We start from the raw sequence: 20,735 nt of genomic DNA, 5'->3' as shown, positions 1-20,735 counted from the left end.
GTCCTTTCGTGGGGCGGGCGGCGGGTACGGCGCTCAGGGAGCGTCCGGTTCCGTGCGGGTGATGCGCAGCAGCGCCGCGGAGGGCGCGGTGGGCAGGGTCACGGTGAGGTCGGCGGTGTCCGGGTTCCAGTCGGCGGCGGCCTGACGTGCGGCGGGGTACAGCACTTCGGCACGCGCTGCGCCGCCCGCCCGTTCGGGCAGCCTCACGGTCGTGGTGCTCGCACCTCCCGGACGGCGCCAGACGGTGAGGTATGTGGTGGCGGGGGTGTGCAGGGCGAGGGCGATCCAGGGGGCGTCCCAGGCGGGCAGGCCGAGCGGCCAGGAGGGCACGGCCCGCGGCAGGTCGGCGCGGACCGCCTTGTACGCGGCGACCGCCTCGTGGACCAGGGCGCGGGCCTCGGGCTCCAGCTCCGGCAGGCGGCCGGAGAGATGGATGCGGCCGAGGAGGGCGCTCGCCATGGTGAAGGCGACCTCGTCGAGGGAGTCCTGCGGCTGCGGGTAGGCCCAGACGGCACCCTGCTCGGGGGTGACGGCGGTGGGGGCGGAGGCCGCGATGGGCGCGTAGTGGTGGAGGTTCTGCTGGTCGCTGGTGGACTGCAGTTGGAGTCGGGACAGCAGGGCGTGGTCCCAGCGCATGCCGCCGGAGGCGCAGTTCTCCACGACCAGGTGCGGGTGGCGGTCGAGGATGCCGTCGAGCCAGGCGAGGTGCGCCCGGTTGTGGCCGAGCAGTCCGGCACCCGGACTCTCGCCGGGGTGGGCGCTGGTGCCGGAGCCGGGGTCGATGTTGTGGTCGAGTTTGAGGTAGCCGACGCCCCAGTCGCCGACCAGGCGGTCCACGACCTGGTCCAGGTGGGCGCGGGCGGCCGGATGGCGCAGATCCAGGTGGTGCCGGCCGGACTCGGTGACGCGGACGCCGTCGCGGCGGAAGAACGCCTCGGCGGGCAGGGACGCGGCCACGGGGCTGTCGACGCCGACGACCTCCGGCTCCAGCCACAGGCCGGGCACCATGCCGCGTCCGCGGATCCGGTCCAGCACCTCGTGGATCCCCTTCTCGCCGGGGAAGCGGGTGACGGACGGCTCCCAGGCGCCGACGCTGGTCCACCAGCCGTCGCTGTCGTCGTACCAGCCGGCGTCGATCACGAAGTACTCGGCGCCCGCGTCGGCCGCCGCGTCGATCAGCGGCAGCAGTCTGTCGGTGGTGGGGTCTCCCATCAGACAGTTCATGTAGTCGTTGAAGACGACGGGCAGACGCTGGTGGTCGGCGTGCGGGCGGCGCTGGGCGCGGCGGTAGCGGGTCAGCGCGGCGAACGCGGCGTCGGGGCCGCCGTCGGCGCTGAAGGACAGGGCCACGGGTACGGTGCGGAAGGCGGCGCCCGGTTCCAGGGGGTGCCGCCAGCCGTGGTGGGTGTCGGTGGGGCCGGACAGCGCCACGTAGGCCGCCCCGTCGTGCTCCTGGCACTCCCAGCGCCAGCCGCCGCCGTTGTGCTCGATCTGCCACACCCAGGTGCGGCCGGTACGCCGGTCCGTCAGACCGCCCATGGGCAGGTGCCCGCAACTCGACCAGGTGCCCCGTCCGGTCAGTTCGAAGCCGGCCTTGCCGTGCCCGTACCTCACGCGTCCGCTGACAGCCGGGGTGGTCCGGCGCATCGGCTGTCGCTGCCAACGGCACTCGGCGAGCCAGTCGTTGTCCGCCCACAGCACGTCGGCGGCGTCGACGGCCGCGCGGGCGCGCGGGGTGAGGCAGCCCACAACGAGCGAGGTGACCGACTCCAGGTGCAGCGGCAAGGGCCCTTCGTTGCGCAGGGTCACTTCACCGCGGAGCACGGGCACGCCGTCCGGTGACCGGTAGGTCACCTCCGCGGCCAGCCCGCTGTCCGGGTCGTGGAGGTCCACGGTCAGTGTGTGCCAGTCGCCGTCGCGGGCCGCGCGGTGACCGCGGTGGCGCAGCCGCTCGCCGAGCGCGGTCCCGACCAGGCGGCTGCCCGACCAGCCGCGGCCGTGACCGGTGGCCGTCACCTCGACCAGAGGCAGGGACGGACGGAGGTCGCTGCCCGCTTCGCCGGGCAGCCCGAGATGCGTCAGGCGGGCGCTGCCGTCGTCGCCGATGACCAAGTCGAGTCGCAGGGTCTCATGACCCCACCGGAAGCTCCGCTGTTCGTTGTCCATGGTGTCCCTTTTCCAGGTCGAGGGCGTCGATGGCCGCGCAGGAGTGTGCAGGACAGGGATCGGGGGTCGATGTGCTTCTGATGTGTCGTCAGCAGCTGTGGCCGGGGCGCCTGTTCCGCTGCGGTGGATGCCGGTGTGCGTCTCTTCCCGGACTGTCGAAGCGCTTCACCCCGAGAGGGAAGTTAACGGACATCTTTCTTGCGAAACAAGAGGCAGGTCAGACCGCGACCTCGACGGGTTTCTCCGACCTGCGCCAATAGCAGCCCCTTTCAACAGTGAGCGGGAGTCGATGCGCTTCAATTCGGGGTCCGCAGGCCAAGGTCAAAAAGTTTCCCGACCGAGGCAACCCTTCGCGGTGGCTGCGGCCACAAGGAGTCGGATCCGCGGTCACTGCGGTGCCCGGATCCGTCGCCCTCCGGTGAACGCTATGCAAGGAGAACACCCCCCTCATGAACAACCCCACGAACGGCGGACGCCGCGGACGTCACCGCCGTCGCTGGACCGCCACCGGTCTGCTGCTCGGTGTGCCCGCCGCCCTCGTGCCCTGGCTCCTGTTCGCGCAGGAGGACTCGCAGGCCGCGACGGTCGACGGACGTGCCTACTACCGGCTGGTCTCGGTGCGCAGCGGCAAGGTGATGGACGTCGACAGCTACTCCACCGCCGACGGCACCCGCATCCAGCAGTGGACCGACCAGGGCACCGCCAACCAGCAGTGGAGGCTCAGGGCCACCGCAGACGGCTACTACGAGCTGGTGAACCGCAACAGCGGCAAAGTGCTGGGCATAGCGGGCGGTTCGACCGCCGAGGGCGCCGTCGCCGCGCAGCAGACCGACAGCTCCGCCACCTCCCAGGAGTGGAAGATCGAGAAAGCGGGCGGTTCCGGCGCCGTCACCTTCACCTCCCGCAGGAGCGGGCAGGTCCTGGCCGTCTCCGGGAACTCCCCGGCCGACGGCGCCGCGGTCGTCCAGCATCCGAGCCGGGGCGGCGCCGACGAGCGGTGGAGGCTGGTGAAGACGGCCGGCGACCGGGCGTCCGATGCCGGCGGTGCGCGGACCGCGGCGGCCGCCGGACCGTATGTGTGGCAGAACGCCCAGGTGGTGGGCGGCGGTTACGTCACCGGGCTGGTGTTCAACCAGCGGGAGAAGGGCCTGCTGTACGCGCGGACCGACATGGGCGGCGCCTACCGCTGGGACACGGGGGCCGAGCAGTGGATTCCGCTGACCGACTGGGTCGGTGAGAAGGACTGGAACCTGCTCGGCATCGACGCGGTGGCCACCGACCCCGTCGACCCCAGACGGCTCTACCTCGGGGCCGGCACCTACACCAACGCATGGGCGGGCAACGGCGCGATCCTGCGCTCCACCGACCGGGGCCGCACCTTCAAGCGCACCGACCTGCCGTTCAAGCTGGGCGCCAACGAGGACGGCCGCGGGGCGGGCGAAAGGCTCGCGATCGACCCCGCGCGCCACGGCACGCTGCTGCTGGGCACCCGCAAGAACGGCCTGTGGCGCAGCACCGACTACGGGGTGACATGGCGTCAGGTCTCTTCCTTCCCCGTCAAGGGCGGGGCGAGCACCGGTGCGGGCATCTCCTTCGTGACGTACGGCCCGGCCGGCAGCAGAACGGTCTACGTCGGTGTCGCCGACAGGTCCACCTCCCTGTACCGCTCCACCGACGGCGGCACCACCTGGCAGGCCGTCGCCGGGCAGCCCACCGGCCAACTGCCGCAGCACGGCGTGCTCTCCGGCGACGGCTCGCTGTACCTGACGTACACCGACAACCTCGGACCCAACGGCGTGACGGCGGGCTCGGTGTGGAAGTACGCACCGGCCGGCGGGGCGTGGAAGAACATCTCCCCCTCCCAAGGCTCCTACGGGTTCTCCGGTCTGGCCGTCGACCCGCGCAAGCCGTCCACGGTGATGGTCACCACCCTCGGCCGCTGGTGGCCCGAGGACGAGATCTACCGCAGCACCGACGGCGGTACGACATGGAAGGCACTGGCCGGCCGGACGGCGCGGAACGCCGCCGCCGCCCCCTACATCGGCACCCACACCGGGCACTGGATGACCGCCCTGGCCATCGACCCCTTCGACTCCGGGCACGTGCTGTACGGCACCGGCAACGGCATCTGGCGCAGCAAGGACGCCACCGCCACCGACAGCGGCGGCACCAGCCACTGGACTGCGGGGGCGCGAGGGCTGGAGGAGACCGCGCTGCTGGACGCGATCGCCCCGCCCGGCGGCGCCACCGTCGTCACCGCCATGGGCGACCAGGGCGGCTTCCGCCACGACTCCCTGACCAAGGTGCCCGCCGGGCGACTGAAGAACCCGATGATGACCAACAGCACCGACATCGACTTCGCCCAGTCCAAGCCGTCGACGATGGTCCGCGTCGGCCGTGGCGGCTCCCAGGACGGCGCCTACTCCACCGACGGCGGCCGCAGCTGGAAGGGCTTCGGGGCGGAGCCGGTGGCCGCTGCCCAGGACGGCCATGTCGCGCTCGCGGCGGACGGTTCCACCCTCGTCTGGACCCAGGAGGGTCAGGCCCCGTACCGCTCGACCGACAGGGGCGCGAGCTGGTCGCGGGTCGGCGGTCTGGGCACCGGCGCGGTGGTCGTCGCCGACCGCTCCTCGGCCCGGACCTTCTACGCGCTGTCCGGCGGCACGCTCCATGCCAGCACCGACGGCGGCGCGACGTTCAGCGCCCGCGCCACCGGCCTGCCCGCCGACGGCCGGCTCAAGGCCGTCCCCGGCATCGCCGGGGACCTGTGGATCGCCGGCGGCGACAAGGGGCTGCTGCACTCCACGGACGGGGGCCGCACCTTCACCCGGCTCACCACGGTGAAGTCCGCCTCGGCCCTCGGCTTCGGCAAGGCCGCGCCGGGCGCCTCCTACCAGTCCCTGTACCTCATCGGCACCGTCGAGGACGTCACCGGAGTCTTCCGCTCCACCGACAAGGGCGCCACCTGGCTCCGCGTCAACGACGACGCCCACCAGTGGGGCAGCATCGGCGGCGTCGGCGTCATCACCGGCGACCCCGACACCTTCGGCCGCGTCTACGTCGGCACCAACGGCCGCGGCCTCCAGTACGGCGACCCGTCCCGACCCTGACACGGAGCGGGGCCCCGGGCACGACGGCGCCGGGGCCCCCGCCCTGTGGTGCCCGCATCGCGCGGGCGCCCCGGTGGCCGCCGACCGGACGGTCCCGTTCGCTAAGCGGGCGATGCGCTCCGGACAGGCGTCCCCAGACGGTGGAAGCCGACGAGGCGGGGCGAGACGGCGAAGGGGAAGGACTCGCCGTCGGGGGTCCTGAGGGCCGCCACGATGTCCTCGTCCGGTGCGCCGAATATCTCGAAGTGCTGCACGGTGCAGTGCTCCATCACCTCGCGGATGTACGGATCGGACAGCCGCCAGTGGGTGCGGATGGCGTCGGAGTCGCGGTAGAGCTGGAAGCTGTGGGCCAGCATCCGCTCCTCGTCGATGAAGACGTCCACCATGAGCTGCGGGCCGTGCTCCTGAGCGAACGCCACCGCCTGGGCGATGGCGTGCCGGAAGCCGTCGAGGTGACCGTCGGTGATGCGCATGGTGTTGCGGAAGAGAATGGCGTTGCTGCTTGTGGCGTTCATGCGTCGAGTGTTGTACCTCAACCACAGTTGAGGTCAAGATGCGGCTCGGCCGCGAAGCACCTCGGCCAGGGCAGGCACGGCGGTCGGCCGCCGGTCGTCAGAGCCGTACGGGATGTGGTGGTCGACCGGCTGCTCCGTCCCGAGGGCCGGGGCGGAGCAGCCGCCGTCCGGAGGGGCCGTCTCATCCGCGCCGCCCCGACCCCTCACGTGCCGTGCACACCGCGCTCACCTCCTCGGGCGCACTCCGGCGCAGCGCGGGGTCATCCGGCGGTGAGGGTGGTCCACCTCTGGTTGGCGCCGCCGTGGCAGTCCCACAGCTGGAGCTGTGTGCCGTCGGCCGTGGAGGAGCCCGGAACGTCGAGGCAGCGCCCGGAGGCGGGGTTGCGGTAGCCGCCGTTGTAGGGCTGCCAGACCTGGTTGGCACCACCGTGGCAGGACCACAGCTGCACCTTGGTGCCGTTGGCCGTGCCCCAGCCGGCGGCGTCGAGGCACTTGCCCAGGGAGCGCAGGGTGCCGTCGGTGTAGGCGGACCAGAGCTGGTTGACCCCGCCGCTGCAGCTCCAGCTCTGGACGGCGGTCCCGTCGGCGGTGCCCGCGCCCTTGACGTCCAGGCACTTGCCGGTGATGCCGGACCGCACGCTCGCGGCGGCCGGCGCGGGGTTCCTCAGCCAGCCCGCGGCGTCCGCGGCCCGGATGCCGCGGTGGAAGGCGTCCGCCATCTTCCGGTAGCCCGAGTCGTTGGGGTGCAGGGCGTCGGCCAGGTCGGCCGTGGTCAGGCCGCTCATGTCCACATAGCCGACGCGCTTGCCCGCCGCCTGTGCCTCGCTCACGATCTGGGGGATGGCCCGGTTGTACCCGGCCCGGTGCTGCTCCTCCGAGGCGCTGGTGGACACGACCAGGGAGGCGACCAGGACGGTCGCGTCGGGGGCGGCGGCGGTGATCTGGGCGACCAGCGACTTGAGCCGGGCCGCGGCGGTGGAGGGCTGGTAGTTCCCGTTGAGGTCGTTGGTTCCGATGTGCAGCGTCACCACGTTGGGCCGGTAGCGGGTCAGCGGCGCGTCGGCGAGTGCGGCGATCTGGTCGATGCGGTACCCGGAGTGGCCCTCGTTGTCGGGGTCGGACATCGAACCGCCCCGCAATGTGCCGACGAAGTCCACCGGATGGCCGTCCGCCGCGAGCATGGTCCACAACGGCCCCCGGTAGCCGTTGCCCGTACTGCTGCCCACCCCCCAGGTGATGGAGTCGCCCAGCGGCATGACCCGCAACGGCGTGTCGGAGGCGGCCGCCGCGGGAGGTGCCCCTGTCGCCGTCACCCCGAGCGCGGCGGCGACGAGCATGACCAGGGTGGAGATCCAGGACTTTCTCATACAGGTGTCCTTTTCTGTCAGGGATATCGTTCGGTGTGATGTGGAGGCGGTGCGTCCGCCGCCGAGCGGAAGGACCCGATTCTGAACACCCAGCTCGCGGAGACACTGTCCGCGGCCCTGCTCGTCCTGGTGCTGGCCTGCGCGGTCATCCGCCCCTTCGGCTGGCCGGAGGCCGTGGTGGCCGTGCCGGCCGCCGGACTGCTGATCGCCGTCGGGGCGATCCCGCTGGACGACGCACTGGACGAGGTCGAACGACTGGGGCCGGTGGTCGGCTTCCTCGCGGCGGTACTGGTACTGGCTCAGCTCTGCGACGACGAAGGGCTGTTCCAGGCGTGCGGGGCCTGGATGGCGCGGACGGCGGCGGGCCGGCCGCGGCGGCTGCTGGGGCAGGTGTTCGTCGCCGCGTCGGCGATCACGGCGGTGCTCAGCCTGGACGCCACGGTGGTACTGCTGACGCCGGTGGTGTTCGCCACCGCGGCACGGCTCGGCGCTCGCCCCAAACCGCATGTGTACGCCTGCACCCACCTGTCGAACACGGCCTCGCTGCTGCTGCCGGTCTCCAACCTGACCAACCTGCTGGCCTTCGCGGCCAGCGGGCTCAGCTTCACCCGCTTCGCCGCGCTGATGGCCCTGCCCTGGCTGGCCGCGATCGCCGTCGAGTACGTGGTCTTCCGCCGCTTCTTCGCCCTGGACCTGGACGCCGGAGCGCAGGCCCCCTCCGTCGCCGAGCCACCGCGGCTGCCGATGTTCGCCCTGGTGACCGTCGGCTGCACGCTCGCCGGGTTCGTGCTGACCTCGGCGGTCGGAATCGACCCGGCATGGGCGGCCCTGGGCGGCGCCCTGACCCTCGCCGTCAGGGCCCTGCTACGGCGGCCCACCACGCCGCGGGCCCTGCTGGGAGCGGCCTCGGTGCCGTTCCTCGCCTTCGTACTGGCCCTCGGGATCGTGGTCCGGGCGGTCGTCGACAACGGGCTCGACGAGGCCCTGGGCCGGCTGGTCCCCGAGGGCACCGGGCTGCCCGAACTGCTCGCGCTCGCCGCTCTGGCAGCCGTCCTCGCCAACGTCATCAACAACCTCCCCGCCGTGCTGGTGCTGCTGCCGCTCGCCGCCCCGTCGGGGCCGGGCGCCGTCCTCGCCGTGCTGCTCGGGGTGAACATCGGCCCCAACCTCACCTACGCGGGCTCGCTGGCCACCCTGCTGTGGCGGCGTATCGTCCACGCCCACGAGGGCGAGGTGGAGCTGAAGGAGTTCACCCGGCTCGGCCTGTACGCGGTGCCCGCGAGCCTGGGTGCCGCCGTGCTGGCACTGTGGGTCTCGCTGGCCGTCATCGGAGGAGGCTGACCCATGTCCGTGGTCGTCTGGATCGTCGAGGGCACCTGGCCCGCCTGCGTGGACGCCGCCCGCGCCCACGCCCCGGCGGACGCCGGCATCGTCCTGCTGCACGTCACCCCGGCCGACGTCCCCGGAGCGGCCCACGGCGCCTTCGCCGGACTGCTCGGCCGCGGTCACCCCGAGCGTGACCCGGGTACACGTGTGGAGCGCCTCGCCGCCGTGTCCGCGCGGGAGTTGCTGCGGTCCGCCGCCGACCGCCTGGGGCGCCCCTGCACTCGTACCGAGCGCACCGGACGTGTCGAGCGGGAGGTCGTCGCCGCGGCCGAGGGCTGCGATCTGCTGATCGTGGCCCGCGACGGCGACCGTACGCACCTCGGCCCGCACAGTCTCGGCCCCGCCGGCCGCTTCGTCGTCGACCACGCCCCCTGTCCGGTGCTCCTGGTCTGGCCCGAGTCGTCGCCGGGCCTGTCCACCATGCCGCCCCCGCCGCATCCGTGACGGGGACGGCGTGTGCGGCGCGGTCGGTCACGCGCGGGACCACTTCTGGTTGGCCTGGCCGTTGCAGGTCCACAGGATCAGCGGGGTGCCGTTGGCGGTGCCGGCCCCGTTGGCGTCGAGGCAGAGTCCGGCGTGGACGTTGCGGATCGATCCGTCGGAGCCCATCGTCCACTTCTGGTTGTTCTGGCCGTTGCAGGGCCAGGTGATGACACGGGTGCCGTTGGTGGTGCCCTGGTTGTAGGCGTCCAGGCACTTGTCGCCGTAGACCCGGATCTCGCCGCCCGCCCAGGTGGTCCACAGCTGGTTGGCGGCCGTGTGGCAGTCCCACAGCAGAACCGTGGCGCCGGCGGCGGTGGAGGCGTTGTCCACGTCCACGCAGCGGCCGGACGCGCTGCCGCGCAGGCGCGAGGTGGTGGCGGCCAGCGGGGTGCCCCCGGTCACCCGGAACACGGCGACGCCGTGCGCGGGGACGCTCGCCGAGATCTGCCCGGACGTGCTCGACGTCCCGCCGGTCCACAGGTCGGTGAGGGTGAACGGGCCGCCGGACAGGCCGACTTGTGCGGAGGTCGTGGTGACCGTCGCGGTGTTCTCACCGCGGTTGAACAGGCCCACCGCGACCGAACCGTCCGACAGCGGCTTGGCGAAGACCTCGGTGCTGCCGTCGTCGCGGACCCGGCGTCCGCCCGCACCCAGCGAGTCCTGGTTCACCGCCAGCAGACGCGAGTTGCGCAGGATCGCGCTGACGTCGGCGGACATGGTGCGGATGTCGTTGCCGGCCATGAGCGGGGCACCCATCAGGGCCCACAGGGCGAAGTGGGAGCGGGACTCGGTCAGCGTCAGACCGGGACGGCCGACGACCAGCATGTCGGGGTCGTTCCAGTGGCCCGGACCCGACTGCGCGGCCAGCGGCGCGGTGATGTCCAGGACGTTGCCGACGCCCATGGGGTAGCTGTTGGTGTTGCCGTTCTGCCAGATGTCGAGCAGGTCCTCGGTGGTCCGCCACAGGTCGGCGACCTCGCCCCAGTTGTACGAGGCGCCGGTGGGGGCGTGGAAGCTGTTGGGGTTGATGCTGTAGACGATCGGGCGGCCGGTCGCGCGCAGGGCGTCACGCATGAGGGTGAACCGTGCGATCTGCTCGCTGAGGGTGCCGCTGGAGGAGCACCAGTCGTACTTGAGGTAGTCCACGCCCCACGAGGCGAAGGTGGCGGCGTCCTGGGCCTCGTGGCCCTTGCTGCCGGTGGAGCCGGGGTAGGTGCCCACGCCCTGCGCGCAGGTGCGCTCGTTGGGTGCCTGATAGATGCCGAACTTCAGGCCCTTGCTGTGGATGTAGTCCCCGAGCGCCTTCATGCCGCTGGGGAACTTGGTGGGGTTCGCCCGCAGGTTGCCCTGCGCGTCACGCTGCGGGTCGAACCAGCAGTCGTCGACCACCACATAGCGGTAGCCGGCGTCCCGCATGCCCGAGGACACCATCGCGTCCGCGGCCTGACGGACCTGGGCCTCGGTGATCCCGCACCCGAAGCTGTTCCAGCTGTTCCAGCCCAGCGGCGGGGTGAGGGCGGGGCTGCCCGGCGCGGCCGAGGCGGGGGAGTGGGCGGAGGCCGTCACGGACGCGGCGACCGTCAGGGCGGCGGCTGCGAGGAGGCGGAGCAGTCGTCCGCTTGAGCGTATGAGCACCAGAGGGCTCCTTAGGGGGGGTGTTCGAAATTTCGATCCTCGTTCGGAAACGTGCGATGTCAGGGATGTTAGAGGTGTGTCGAGGGGTGTCAACACCGCGTCCCGCCCGGCTCTTCGCCTTGCGCCATGCTCAACGCGCTGGGAAACCAAGGCGTTTGGGGACGTCGTCCATTCCGCAGAGCACGGCGACCTGCTCCTCCAAGCGGCCCAGGGCTTCCCTCAGGGAAAGGTGAGCGATCCGCTCCGAGTAGAGGATCCAGCAACCGGCACGGAACTCTCCGCGGGGCCGTTCAAGGTCGACCTCCACCACGGCTTCGACGATGCACCCGCCGGGAGTGACGGTCACACCTGCCGAGAACCGAAGCTCACTGACATCCGCATCGCCCTCGGCGAAGAAGCCGAAGCGGTGATGGAGCCGCAGTTCGGGCCCCGTGGCGCGCTCTTCGACCAGGACGGCGGGCACCAGGCCGGAATCGTCCCCGAAATCATGGGAGGTGTAGAGGTGAGTGGTGAAATCGTCCAGCTGCCGGTGCAGCCGGCGCACCGTGGTCAGCAGGAGAGCCGCGCTCGCGGCCTCGTCCGCATCAGTGGTGTGGAGCATCGGTGCATCATCCCCCACGCGCAGCGGCGCAGGCAGGCGAGTTTCCCTCACCACCGTCAGGCGCTTGAGCGGACGACCAGGCGGGTCGGCAGCAGCAGGGGAGTGGGGTCCTGCCCGTTGACGAGCGCGACCAGCATGCGCGCCATCTCCCGGCCCAGAGCCTCTATGGGCTGATGGACGGTGGTGAGCGGAGGGTCGGCGATCTCCGCGACGGCCAGGTCGTCGAAGCCGACCACGGCGACGTCCGCGGGAACCTGCCGGCCGGCCTGCCGCAGGGTGCGCAGCGCGCCTGCGGCCATGTTGTCGTTGGCCGCGAACACCCCGTCGAGATCCGGGTGCTTTGCCAGCAGTGCGGCCATGGCGGCGGCGCCGCTGGGTTCGGTGAAGTCGCCCTCCTGCGGCGGGAACGGATCGAGACCGGCGGCCAGCATGGCGTCCCGGTAGCCGCGGTACCGGGCGCGTCCGGCCTCGGTGTCCAGCCGCCCGCAGATCGCGGCCACACGGGTCCGGCCACGTGAGACCAGGTGCTCGGTCGCCGCGCGCGCCCCTCCGACGTTGTCGACATCGACGTACCACCGGGGAGTCGGACCGACCGGCCGTCCGCCGAACACCACGGGCATCCGCGCCGATTCGGCCGTACGGGCCAGCGGGTCGTCCTCGCGCAGCGCCATCAGCATGACCCCGTCGGCGCCCCTGGACCTGAGGAGCTCCGCCACCCGCTTGCGGCCGCGGTCGGAAGCGGCCAGGCACAGCATCAGATGCAGGTCGGCCTCCTCGAGAGCGGCCGACGCCCCGACGATGACCCGGGCGAAGAACGGATCGGCGAAGATCGACGGATTCTCTCCCGAGACGACCAGGGCGGCCGCTCCCGTCTGCCGGGTGGCCAGGGCGCGCGCGGTCGGGTTGGGGACGTAACCGAGTTGCCGGACGGCTCGTTCGACGGCCTCCCGTTTGGCACGGCTGACGTGCGGGGCGTTGTTGAGGGCGCGGGAGGCCACGGAGCGGGAGACACCGGCGCGTTCGGCCACCTCGTCGAGCGTCGGTTGCCGACGCGGCGCATCTTCTGCCATGGAGCGGGAGTCTCGCACAGGTGGGGCGCCGTACGTGCCGACGGGCTGGGAGCGCTTCCAGTTCCGGCGGGCTGCAGAAGCGCAAAAGCATGCTCACCGAGACCTTGCCGCTGATCGAAATCTTGATCCTGCGCGATCTATTGACAGTTAAACCAGCCCACCCCACGATTGGGACCGCTTCCAGTGGGAGCGCTCCCAAGCCCCGTAACTCCCCGGCCAGGAAACCGAGGTCCTGTGATGAGCCGCAGACTCCGCACCCTGGCGGCAGCGCTCTTCGCCCTGCCGCTGGCGCTCGCCGCCGCCCCGTCCGCACACGCGGCCGACCCCACCACCATGACGAGCGGGTTCTACGTGGACCCCAACTCCAGCGCCAAGAGGTGGGTGGCCGCCAACCCCGGCGACGGCCGGGCCTCCGCGATCAACGCAGCCATCGCCAACACCCCCATGGCCCGCTGGTTCGGCTCCTGGAGCGGCACCATCGGCACCGCCACGGGGGCGTACGTCGGAGCGGCGGACCAAGCCGACAAACTGCCCATCCTCGTCGCCTACAACATCTACCACCGCGACTACTGCGGCGGGCATTCCGCGGGCGGAGCATCCTCGCCCTCCGCCTACGCCAACTGGATCGCCCAGTTCGCCGGAGGCATCGGCAACCGCCCGGCCGTCGTCGTCCTCGAACCCGACTCCCTCGGTGACTACGGCTGTATGACCCAGGTTCAGATCGACGAGCGCGAAGGCATGCTGACCAACGCCCTCGCCGAGTTCAACCGACAGGCCCCCAACACCTGGGTCTACATGGACGCCGGCAATCCGGGCTGGGTCAGCGCGGGGACCATGGCCCGGCGCCTCCACGAGGCCGGCCTGCGTCAGGCCCACGGCTTCTCGCTCAACGTCTCCAACTACTTCACGACCGCCGAGAACACCGCCTTCGGCAACGCCGTCAACAACGAATTGGCCGCCCGCTACGGCTACACCAAGCCGTTCGTCGTGGACACCAGCCGCAACGGCAACGGCTCCAACGGCCAGTGGTGCAACCCCGCGGGCCGCCGCATCGGCACCCCCACCCGGCTGGGCGGAGGCGCCGAGATGCTCCTGTGGATCAAGACTCCGGGCGAGTCCGACGGCAACTGCGGCGTGGGCGCGGGCTCCACGGCCGGGCAGTTCCTCCCGGAGGTCGCCTACAAGATGATCTACGGCTACTGATCCGGACTCGCGCCGCCGGCAGGGACGATGCCTCTGCTGCCGGCAGGGCCGATGCCTCCGCCGTCGGCACGGACGAATGCTTGCGCCGGCGGCACGGACGATTGTTTGCGCCGGCGGCGCGGACGATTGCTCCTGCCGTCGGCACGGACGACGCCCCCGCCGTCGGCACCGGCGATGCTCCCGCCGCCCGGACACGCGAACGCCGCCGGTCCGCCGGGGCGGCGGGAGGCTCCGCAACCATCTCATCGACCAGAAAATCGACCAGAAAGCAGCCATGAACCATCGCAGCCCACGGCGCCTCGCGGCCGCCGTCGTCGCGGCCCTCACGGCCTGCGCCGCCCTCACCGCGACGCAGGCGCAGGCCACACCCGCGCAGGCCACACCCGCGCAGGCCACACCCGCGCAGGACGTGATCACCCCGGCCACCGAGTTCTACGTGGACCCGCACAGCAAGGCCGCGAAGCAGGCTCTCGTGGACTTCAGGAACGGCGACACCGAGAACGCCGTGAACATGGCCAAGCTGGCGAGCTGGCCGCAGGCCCAGTGGTTCACCGAGGGCACACCCGACGAGGTGCGCGGCAAGGTGAGCAAGCTCGTCCACCGCGCCAGGGCCGTGGGCCGGACGCCCGTCCTGGTCGCGTACAACGTCCCGGGCCGGGACTGCACGCAGTACTCCAGCGGTGGAGCCGCGTCCTCCGCCGCCTACCGGCAGTGGATCGACGCCTTCGCCGCGGGCATCGGCAACCACAAGGCGGTGGTCGTCGTCGAACCCGACGGCACGGCCCTGCTTCCCAAGGACTGCGGCCCCACCGTGGACCCGACCGGCCGACTGACCGCCGCCCGGATCGCCGACCTCGCCTACGCCGTGAAGACCCTGAAGGCCAAGCCCCGCACCGCGGTCTACCTGGACGCGGGCAACGTCCAGTGGCGCCCCGTCGGCGAGATGGCCCAGCGGCTCCTGGACGCCGGGATCCGCCACAGCGACGGCTTCGCCCTGAACGTCTCCAACACCCACCCCACCGACCACAACGCCAGATACGGCACCTGGATCGCCAAGTGCATGTGGTTCGCCACCACGACAGGTGGTCCCGCCGACTCGTGCGCCGGCCAGTACTACTCGGCGGCCGCCCCCAACGACGGCACCCCCGGCAACGCCGTCTCCTCCACCGACCCCACCACCTGGCGGTGGACCGACGCCTGGTTCGAGCAGCACGTGGGCACCCCGCCGGCCGACGAACTCCACCACTTCGTGATCGACACCAGCCGCAACGGCCTGGGCGCCTGGACCCCGGAGCCGGGCAAGTACACCGGGGACCCGGAGATCTGGTGCAACGCGCCCGGCCGAGGTCTCGGCCCGCGCCCCACCGCCGACACCGGCGTCCCGCTCGTCGACGCGTACCTGTGGATCAAGATCCCCGGCGAGTCCGACGGCAGCTGCACCCGCAACACCGGCGGGACCATCGACCCCGAGTACGGCATCGTCGACCCGCCCGCCGGCACCTGGTGGCCCGACCAGGCCCACACCCTGGCCCGCAACGCGGTACCGCGTCTGACGTTCAACCGCTGAGCGGTCAGGACCGCGGGCCGGCTCTCGCCGCCCGCCACGGCTGCCTGCGCGCCGCCCACGTCACGTCGCCGAGGGCCGCGGCTGCTCCGGAGGAACCGAGCTCTCGGCGACCGCCATCCACTGGTCCAGGTCGGACTGGGTGAACTCGGTCCACGGTGGGATCTCGGGGAGCCGGCGCAGGAAGTCGTAGGCATCGGGGATCTGGGAGCCGCGCAGGACCGGGCAGTGGCAGCCGGCGATGACCTCGGCGTTCAGACGCTGGAAATCGGTGACGACCGTCCCGAACTTCTCGGCGTCCAGCAGGGCCACCCAGGGGGAGACGAGCCTTCCGCCGAAGAACTGGCCGTCGCGGAACTCGTCCGGCGACAGCGCCGCGGTGTCGGGCATGGGCGTCGGCACATTCGTGGCGAAGGTGTCGACGGCCCACAGGACGCTGGTCCTCGAGTCGAAGAGGGCTCGGGTCGTGGGGTTGTCGTACAGGGGCGGTCGCTTGGCCACCAGAGTGCGGTCTCCCGCGTCGATCGTGTCGCCGTCGGTCATGAAGCGGCACCGGTTGACGGGTGTCTCCCACTCCTCGGCCATGCGGCCGATGGAGAACCATGTCGTCAGCAGGGTCGCGTTCGGGCACTCCGCGAGGACCGCCAGGAGGTTGCCGGCATGGTCGCGGTCGTCGTGGGTGAGGAAGATCCACCGTACGTCCAGGGGGTCCACGACGGACCAGGCCGCCTCCAGCCACTGGGCGCGCACCGCGGGCGCCCCGGTGTCCACCAGGACCGGCTCGGCGCCCCGGATCACCATCGAATTCATCGGGAAGTGACCGACCGGTGGAGCCTCGAGGGCCCACGGGATGACGAACGTCTCCTCAGCGATCTTGTACGGCTGCAGAAGACTGAAATTCTCCGTGGTCGTCATCGCTGCTCTCCCTACGACGGAGTCGCCGCAGCGCCATGATTCCAGTGCACCCCCGCGCCGGGCCGTCGTCAAACGCAGAAACGCGGCCAGTGCGACGGCCGGCTCCGCTGAGCGACGAGGGATGTGCGAAGAGTACCGGCGCACTCGCCGTGAGGAGGGATGGCACGGCCGGACGGGGGTAACCGGCTTCCACGAAGACTCAGCCGTACCGGCTTTGTCGTCGACCGTTCTCAGGAGGCATCCGTGGCAGGCATGTTGAACCGGATCAAGCAGTTCAGCAGGAGTCCGCAGGGCCGTCGTGCCGTGGAGCAGCTGCGCCGCGCCTCCGCCGACCCGCGTCGCCGCGCCCAGGCGCAGCGGCTGCTGGGCAGGCTGCGGGGCCGACGCTGACGGCTCGCCCCCTCAGCGTACGCACACGGTGCCGAGGGCCGGGGCGCCGACGCAATCCCGTCGGCGCCCAGGCCCTCGGTCCTTTCTGCGACCCGCGGGGGCATCACCCGCCACGACCGAGCCGACCGGAAGAGGCCGGGCAATCCGTCCCCGGACGGGCGTCGGCTTGCCCGGTAGGAGCCGACAGGTCGGAGAACTCTTCGCCGCTCAGTCCACCGTGATGAACCGCTGGAAGTAGTCGGCGGGCACGCCTTCGCCGACCAGGACGCCCTCCGCCTCCACCCAGGCGTGCGCGGCGAACGGCGGCTGGGTGCGGACGCCGACGCACCAGGTCGGCCACTGGCCGTGCAGCCGGCACAGCAGCGCGGTGGCCAACGAGCGGGGCAGGCAGCCCTGTTGGCCGCCGGCGGCCAGGCTGACGGCGAGGACGGTCTCGCGAGCGCGGGCGGCCTCGGCGAGGGTCGCGGGCCGGGCGCCGCGGCGCAGCCGCAGGAGCACCGTACGGATGCGGGCGGGCGGCTGCCGGGCGAGCAGGTGGGCGCAGCCGACGACCAGCCGGGTCACCAGCCGCGGGCCGAGGGGCACCGAGCGTGGATCGTGCGGGACGACTTGCGAGGTGGACACGGCGGCAATCCCTCCGGGTCGGGGTGGAGAGCGGGCAGGGGGCGGCAGCGGCGCCGGGTCAGGCGGCCAGGAGCTTCGCGGTGCGCAGTTCCTCGAGGATGCGGGTGATGTCCTCCTCGACCTGCTCGCTGCTCACGTCGTACCGGTCGGTGAGCGCCGTCACCGCCTGCTCCCTGCTCGTGCCGTCCAGCAGGGTCTGGACGATCAGCGCCGCGGTGGGATTGAGGGTGTAGTACTCGCCGCTGTTCTGGTCGAGCAGGGCCATGCCGTACTCGGTGTCGGCCGTCACCACGCCGGGGCGCAGGGTCATCGTCATGTCGTGATACCTCCCGTGTCGGTGTGTGCCGGCCCCAGCGGGCCGCGGTGTCGTTCGCGTGCGCGCAGCCACACCTCACAGCCGATGGTCGGATGCAGCAGCGCGCTCTCCAGGTCGGCGGCGAGCGGCCGAAGGCACCAGTCGCGCAGGGCCGCAGGGTCGACGAGGCCCAGCTCGCGCAGCCGGGAGTCCTCCCAGAGGGCGAGCAGCGCGGCGCGATGGCGGCGCAGCCCGGTCTCCTCCTCGAAGGCGGCGTGCGCCTTGGTCGTCCGGTGGCGGCTGGCCTCCGGGACGACACCCCGCATGGCCTCCTCGATCAGCGGTTTGTACCGCCATGGCGTCACCCGGTCCTGGGGCCGGACGGCGAGGGCGGCCTCGACGAGCAGGTCGTCGTAGTACGGGGCGGCGAAGGTGACGCCGAGCGGTTCGGACATCTGCTGGACGTGCCGGGCGAAGCGGGCCAGGCTGCGCAGGGTGGCCAGCTCCCGGTGCCCGCCGTGGCCGGGGCTGAGCGGCTGGGCGTCCCGCGCCTGTTCGAGGACCAGTTCGCGCACGGCTTCGACGGCCCGCCCGGTGGCCCACGGGGGCAGCCGTGGCGGGGTGCCCCAGCTGAACAGGGGGACGGTCATGGGGGGTTGGGGGTGGGTGAGGTCGTGCGCGACCCGGACCAGCCAGTCACTGTACGGGCGGCGGTCCAGGAGCTGGGCCAGGGCCGTGCGCCGGGACCAGCGGTGCCGGGACGTGAAGCCGCGGGTCAGCCGCCAGGCCGTACGGGGGTGGCGAGGCAGCAGGCCGTGGACGTGCGCGGAGGCGCCGCTGAACAGCTCGTCGCCGCCCATACCGCTCAGGTGCAGCGCGGAGCCGCGCTCCGCTGCCCGCTCGACGATGTACATCCGCCGGTGGCGGTTGACCGCGTACGGCGACGGCGTGTCGAGGTCGTCGTCCAGTGTGTCGACGCGGTCGAAGGTCAGGGGTACGGCGGTCGCCGGCACGACATGGTGTTCCACCGCGTCCAGCGCCTCCACCGTGCGCCGCGCGTAGGCGACGTCGTCGCCGAGTACGTCGTGGACGGCGGCGGTGTAGGCGACGGTCTTCGCGCCCGCGCGGTCGGCCGTGGCGACCACCGCGGTGGAGTCGACGCCACCCAGGTCGGCACTGACCAGTTCGCGGCCCGCGATCCGTACGGTGACCGCGTCGGTGAGCCGATCCCTCACGAGCCGGGCGCCTTCGGCGAGGGGGAGTTCGGCCGGGGGCGGGCTCCAGCAGCGGTCCGTGCGCAGACGCCCGTCACGGTCGAGCAGCGCACGCCGGTCTCCGGGAACGATGTCGACGCCGCGCCAGACCGTCTGGACGGTCAGCGGGTGCAGGATGCCGGGACTGAGCAACTGCACGGCCAGACGGCCCTCGTCCAGGTCGGCGCCGGTCAGGTCCGCCAGGACATCGGCCCGATCCGACAGCAGGTGGGCGCCGTGGGTGCCGGGCGCCTGGGCGGCGAAGACGCTCCGGACGCCGGTGACGGTGCCGCGGACCAGCGTGCTGCCGTCGAAGCTGGTGATCAGGTGGTGGCTGCCGGGCCAGTTCCTCGCGTACGCGTCGGCGGCCTCGGGTGATCCGGCACGGGCCGCGCGCGCCGCTTCCTCCGGCGTCACCGCGTGCTGCCCGAGCACGGCCAGCCGGGCGGGTCCGCGTGCGGCTGACGTCACGGCGTGGTCCGGCCAGCGGCCGATCAGCCAGGGCCTGCCGGACGCGTGCGGGAGCTCGCGGGTCCCATGGGAACGGGCTCGCGCGGCGAGGGCGGCGACGGCGTCGGTGTCCGGGAAGACGAGGAACCAGCAGGCCCCGGCGGGGGACGACGGGCCGGTCACCATAGGCGGGTCCTTCCGGAAGGGTGCGGTGGGCGGTGGGAGGTCTGCGGTGGGAGGTCTGCGGTGGGCCTGGGCCTGGACCTGGGCCGTGGGCGGTGGGTGACAAGGGCGTGGGCGGCACCGACGGCGCCGCCCACGCTCCGGACCAGCCCCTGCGCACATGGCTTGCAGAGGGCGGGCCCCGAGAGGTCAGAGCAGGCTGTGGCCGCCCAGCAGGTCGGGGCTGCCCGTCCCGGCCAGGCCCGTGACCTTCTGGAAGTCGCCGACCTTGGTGAGAGTGGGACGCTCGTAAGCCATCGTCTTTATCCCTTCGTCGATCAATTCGTCGTCGACAGAAGCGGGTTGCCCCGCCTCCTGCATGGGCCGGCACGCCGCCCGAATCAGCGGGGCGCCGACGCAGTGCACAAAGCTAGGTGTGAGGTTTCCTCCGTCACAACGGGCTTCGCAGGCCATCCGAGCGAGCCCCGGCCGTATCCCTTCCGTCACATCCGACACAGCGCTCACCGAATGCGAGTCGCGCGTCATGTTCGTCGCGGGACGGGGTACCCACGGCGCCCTCGCCGAGCAGCGGCAGGTGTTTTCGGCCGGGGTTGCACGGGACGCCGGGCGGTATGCAGGGCGAGAGCCCCGTCCTGAACTCGCATGACGCGGTAGCCGCAATTCCGGTCGTCGCTGTCGGGTGGCCGGTCGCCGTCGTACTGGCCGGAAATCCACCCTTGCGGGTGCGCGGCACGTCGTGTCAGGCAGCGTACGTCGGGGCGCCGCGGCTGACGCCCGAGCCCGCTGGATGCATCAGCGAGCCCGAGGGCGGCCACCCTGCCCGAGCCGATCCGGAGATGCCTTACGGGGCAAGCCCTACGCTTTACGACGATGAGTGCGAGTTGCGCAGGGTGAGCGTTACGTCGGCCTTGTCGTGGGGCTGCTCTTCTTCCGTATTCTGCACATGGATGTTCCTGGAGTCGCGTTGCAGCGGATAGAGGAACATTCTCTCGAACTCTGTCCAGCCGTCTTTGTCGCCTGTTCTGGTGGTAGTTCCCTCGTACAACTCGACGAGTCCGTTGGTCACCCGAATGAAGCCACCACTGTCGTGTCGAATGTCGTAGTGGACTTCGATTCTTATCTCTCCACCACACCGGGCTCGAACTGTTATGGGCCTGGTGTTGTCGACCCCGATTTCGATATCTCGGTGGTCGAGACTGACATTCCGGTGGCAGACCTCATTGCGGCCGACACTCTCGTAATCCATGATCCGGAAGGCCACACTGCCTGTCACCGTCCGCAGATGGCTGGCCCCGGCGTCAGTTGCCAGCACAGGGACCGCAATGACCGCGGCGGCAGGAACGGCCAGCGCGCGCCAAAGCGAGGCGTGAGTGCGGCGACGTCTGTTTTCGACGTGCATGAGGGCTCCCTTCATCGAGCTCGATGCATGGGATGAAAGCCACTCGCTCCGAGCCCCTCTCCTTTCACGCTACGCCCCGGACCAGCCGGGTGCAGTCCGCCGCCCGAGGAAACGACCGCGGCGGCC

Annotated in this window: 18 protein-coding genes; 6 read left to right on the top strand and 12 right to left on the bottom strand. The window is 71.7% G+C overall.

Going from position 1 to position 20,735, the window contains the following annotated elements; genetic code table 11:
• Window positions 1-33: 33 nt before the first annotated feature.
• Window positions 34-2,166, bottom strand: coding sequence for an alpha-galactosidase (locus ACSU6M_RS00510; protein ID WP_437066015.1), 2,133 nt, complete (start codon window positions 2,164-2,166; stop codon window positions 34-36).
• 449 nt (window positions 2,167-2,615) lie between these two features.
• Here ACSU6M_RS00510 and ACSU6M_RS00505 point away from each other — a divergent pair, with 449 nt between their 5' ends.
• Complete coding sequence (locus tag ACSU6M_RS00505; protein WP_437066014.1) at window positions 2,616-5,276, top strand: RICIN domain-containing protein; 2,661 nt, start codon at window positions 2,616-2,618, stop codon at window positions 5,274-5,276.
• Between the two features lie 101 nt (window positions 5,277-5,377).
• Here ACSU6M_RS00505 and ACSU6M_RS00500 read toward each other — a convergent pair whose 3' ends face one another.
• Both ACSU6M_RS00500 and ACSU6M_RS00495 read right to left on the bottom strand, forming a co-directional pair.
• A complete protein-coding gene (locus ACSU6M_RS00500) occupies window positions 5,378-5,791 on the bottom strand; it encodes a hypothetical protein (protein ID WP_437066012.1) in 414 nt (137 codons plus the stop codon).
• Between the two features lie 260 nt (window positions 5,792-6,051).
• Window positions 6,052-7,158, bottom strand: coding sequence for a ricin-type beta-trefoil lectin domain protein (locus ACSU6M_RS00495; protein ID WP_437066010.1), 1,107 nt, complete (start codon window positions 7,156-7,158; stop codon window positions 6,052-6,054).
• 81 nt (window positions 7,159-7,239) lie between these two features.
• Here ACSU6M_RS00495 and ACSU6M_RS00490 point away from each other — a divergent pair, with 81 nt between their 5' ends.
• Both ACSU6M_RS00490 and ACSU6M_RS00485 read left to right on the top strand, forming a co-directional pair.
• The gene (locus ACSU6M_RS00490) at window positions 7,240-8,499 is read left to right on the top strand and encodes an arsenic transporter (protein WP_437074940.1); all 1,260 of its coding nucleotides are present in this window, start codon (window positions 7,240-7,242) and stop codon (window positions 8,497-8,499) included.
• Between the two features lie 3 nt (window positions 8,500-8,502).
• Window positions 8,503-8,988 (top strand): universal stress protein, encoded by a 486-nt coding sequence (locus ACSU6M_RS00485; RefSeq protein ID WP_437066008.1) that lies wholly within the window; start codon window positions 8,503-8,505, stop codon window positions 8,986-8,988.
• 27 nt (window positions 8,989-9,015) lie between these two features.
• Here the strand turns inward: ACSU6M_RS00485 and ACSU6M_RS00480 are convergent, their stop codons facing one another.
• The 3 genes from ACSU6M_RS00480 to ACSU6M_RS00470 form a co-directional block, all read right to left on the bottom strand.
• Complete coding sequence (locus tag ACSU6M_RS00480) at window positions 9,016-10,662, bottom strand: glycoside hydrolase family 27 protein (RefSeq protein WP_437066006.1); 1,647 nt, start codon at window positions 10,660-10,662, stop codon at window positions 9,016-9,018.
• Window positions 10,663-10,792: 130 nt separating this feature from the next.
• A complete protein-coding gene (locus ACSU6M_RS00475) occupies window positions 10,793-11,263 on the bottom strand; it encodes a hypothetical protein (RefSeq protein WP_437066004.1) in 471 nt (156 codons plus the stop codon).
• A gap of 56 nt (window positions 11,264-11,319) precedes the next feature.
• Window positions 11,320-12,333 (bottom strand): LacI family DNA-binding transcriptional regulator, encoded by a 1,014-nt coding sequence (locus tag ACSU6M_RS00470; RefSeq protein WP_437066002.1) that lies wholly within the window; start codon window positions 12,331-12,333, stop codon window positions 11,320-11,322.
• Between the two features lie 237 nt (window positions 12,334-12,570).
• On the opposite strand from ACSU6M_RS00470, the gene ACSU6M_RS00465 reads away from it, so the two are divergent.
• Window positions 12,571-13,536: a glycoside hydrolase family 6 protein gene (locus ACSU6M_RS00465; RefSeq protein WP_437066000.1), complete on the top strand. Its 966-nt coding sequence runs from the start codon at window positions 12,571-12,573 to the stop codon at window positions 13,534-13,536.
• Between the two features lie 274 nt (window positions 13,537-13,810).
• Window positions 13,811-15,103: a glycoside hydrolase family 6 protein gene (locus tag ACSU6M_RS00460; RefSeq protein ID WP_437065999.1), complete on the top strand. Its 1,293-nt coding sequence runs from the start codon at window positions 13,811-13,813 to the stop codon at window positions 15,101-15,103.
• Between the two features lie 60 nt (window positions 15,104-15,163).
• Here ACSU6M_RS00460 and ACSU6M_RS00455 read toward each other — a convergent pair whose 3' ends face one another.
• Complete coding sequence (locus tag ACSU6M_RS00455; RefSeq protein WP_437065998.1) at window positions 15,164-16,015, bottom strand: MBL fold metallo-hydrolase; 852 nt, start codon at window positions 16,013-16,015, stop codon at window positions 15,164-15,166.
• 243 nt (window positions 16,016-16,258) lie between these two features.
• Here ACSU6M_RS00455 and ACSU6M_RS00450 point away from each other — a divergent pair, with 243 nt between their 5' ends.
• Complete coding sequence (locus ACSU6M_RS00450) at window positions 16,259-16,405, top strand: hypothetical protein (RefSeq protein ID WP_437065996.1); 147 nt, start codon at window positions 16,259-16,261, stop codon at window positions 16,403-16,405.
• A gap of 207 nt (window positions 16,406-16,612) precedes the next feature.
• Here the strand turns inward: ACSU6M_RS00450 and ACSU6M_RS00445 are convergent, their stop codons facing one another.
• From ACSU6M_RS00445 to ACSU6M_RS00425, 5 genes are all read right to left on the bottom strand, one after another.
• Window positions 16,613-17,029 carry a lasso peptide biosynthesis B2 protein gene (locus ACSU6M_RS00445; RefSeq protein ID WP_437065995.1) on the bottom strand — a complete coding sequence of 139 codons (417 nt, stop codon included), beginning with the start codon at window positions 17,027-17,029 and terminating at the stop codon, window positions 16,613-16,615.
• 58 nt (window positions 17,030-17,087) lie between these two features.
• The gene (locus ACSU6M_RS00440) at window positions 17,088-17,345 is read right to left on the bottom strand and encodes a lasso peptide biosynthesis PqqD family chaperone (protein WP_437065993.1); all 258 of its coding nucleotides are present in this window, start codon (window positions 17,343-17,345) and stop codon (window positions 17,088-17,090) included.
• Window positions 17,342-19,213 carry an asparagine synthase-related protein gene (locus ACSU6M_RS00435; protein ID WP_437065991.1) on the bottom strand — a complete coding sequence of 624 codons (1,872 nt, stop codon included), beginning with the start codon at window positions 19,211-19,213 and terminating at the stop codon, window positions 17,342-17,344. The genes ACSU6M_RS00440 and ACSU6M_RS00435 overlap by 4 nt, the downstream gene beginning before the upstream one ends.
• Window positions 19,214-19,399: 186 nt before the next feature.
• Window positions 19,400-19,507: a keywimysin-related RiPP gene (locus ACSU6M_RS00430; RefSeq protein ID WP_110635242.1), complete on the bottom strand. Its 108-nt coding sequence runs from the start codon at window positions 19,505-19,507 to the stop codon at window positions 19,400-19,402.
• Window positions 19,508-20,072: 565 nt separating this feature from the next.
• Window positions 20,073-20,609 carry a hypothetical protein gene (locus tag ACSU6M_RS00425; RefSeq protein WP_437065989.1) on the bottom strand — a complete coding sequence of 179 codons (537 nt, stop codon included), beginning with the start codon at window positions 20,607-20,609 and terminating at the stop codon, window positions 20,073-20,075.
• Window positions 20,610-20,735: the final 126 nt, after the last annotated feature.

This window comes from Streptomyces sp. enrichment culture (genome assembly GCF_964272895.1).
Taxonomy (GTDB): domain Bacteria; phylum Actinomycetota; class Actinomycetes; order Streptomycetales; family Streptomycetaceae; genus Streptomyces.
This window is presented reverse-complemented; position numbering and strand designations above follow the sequence as displayed.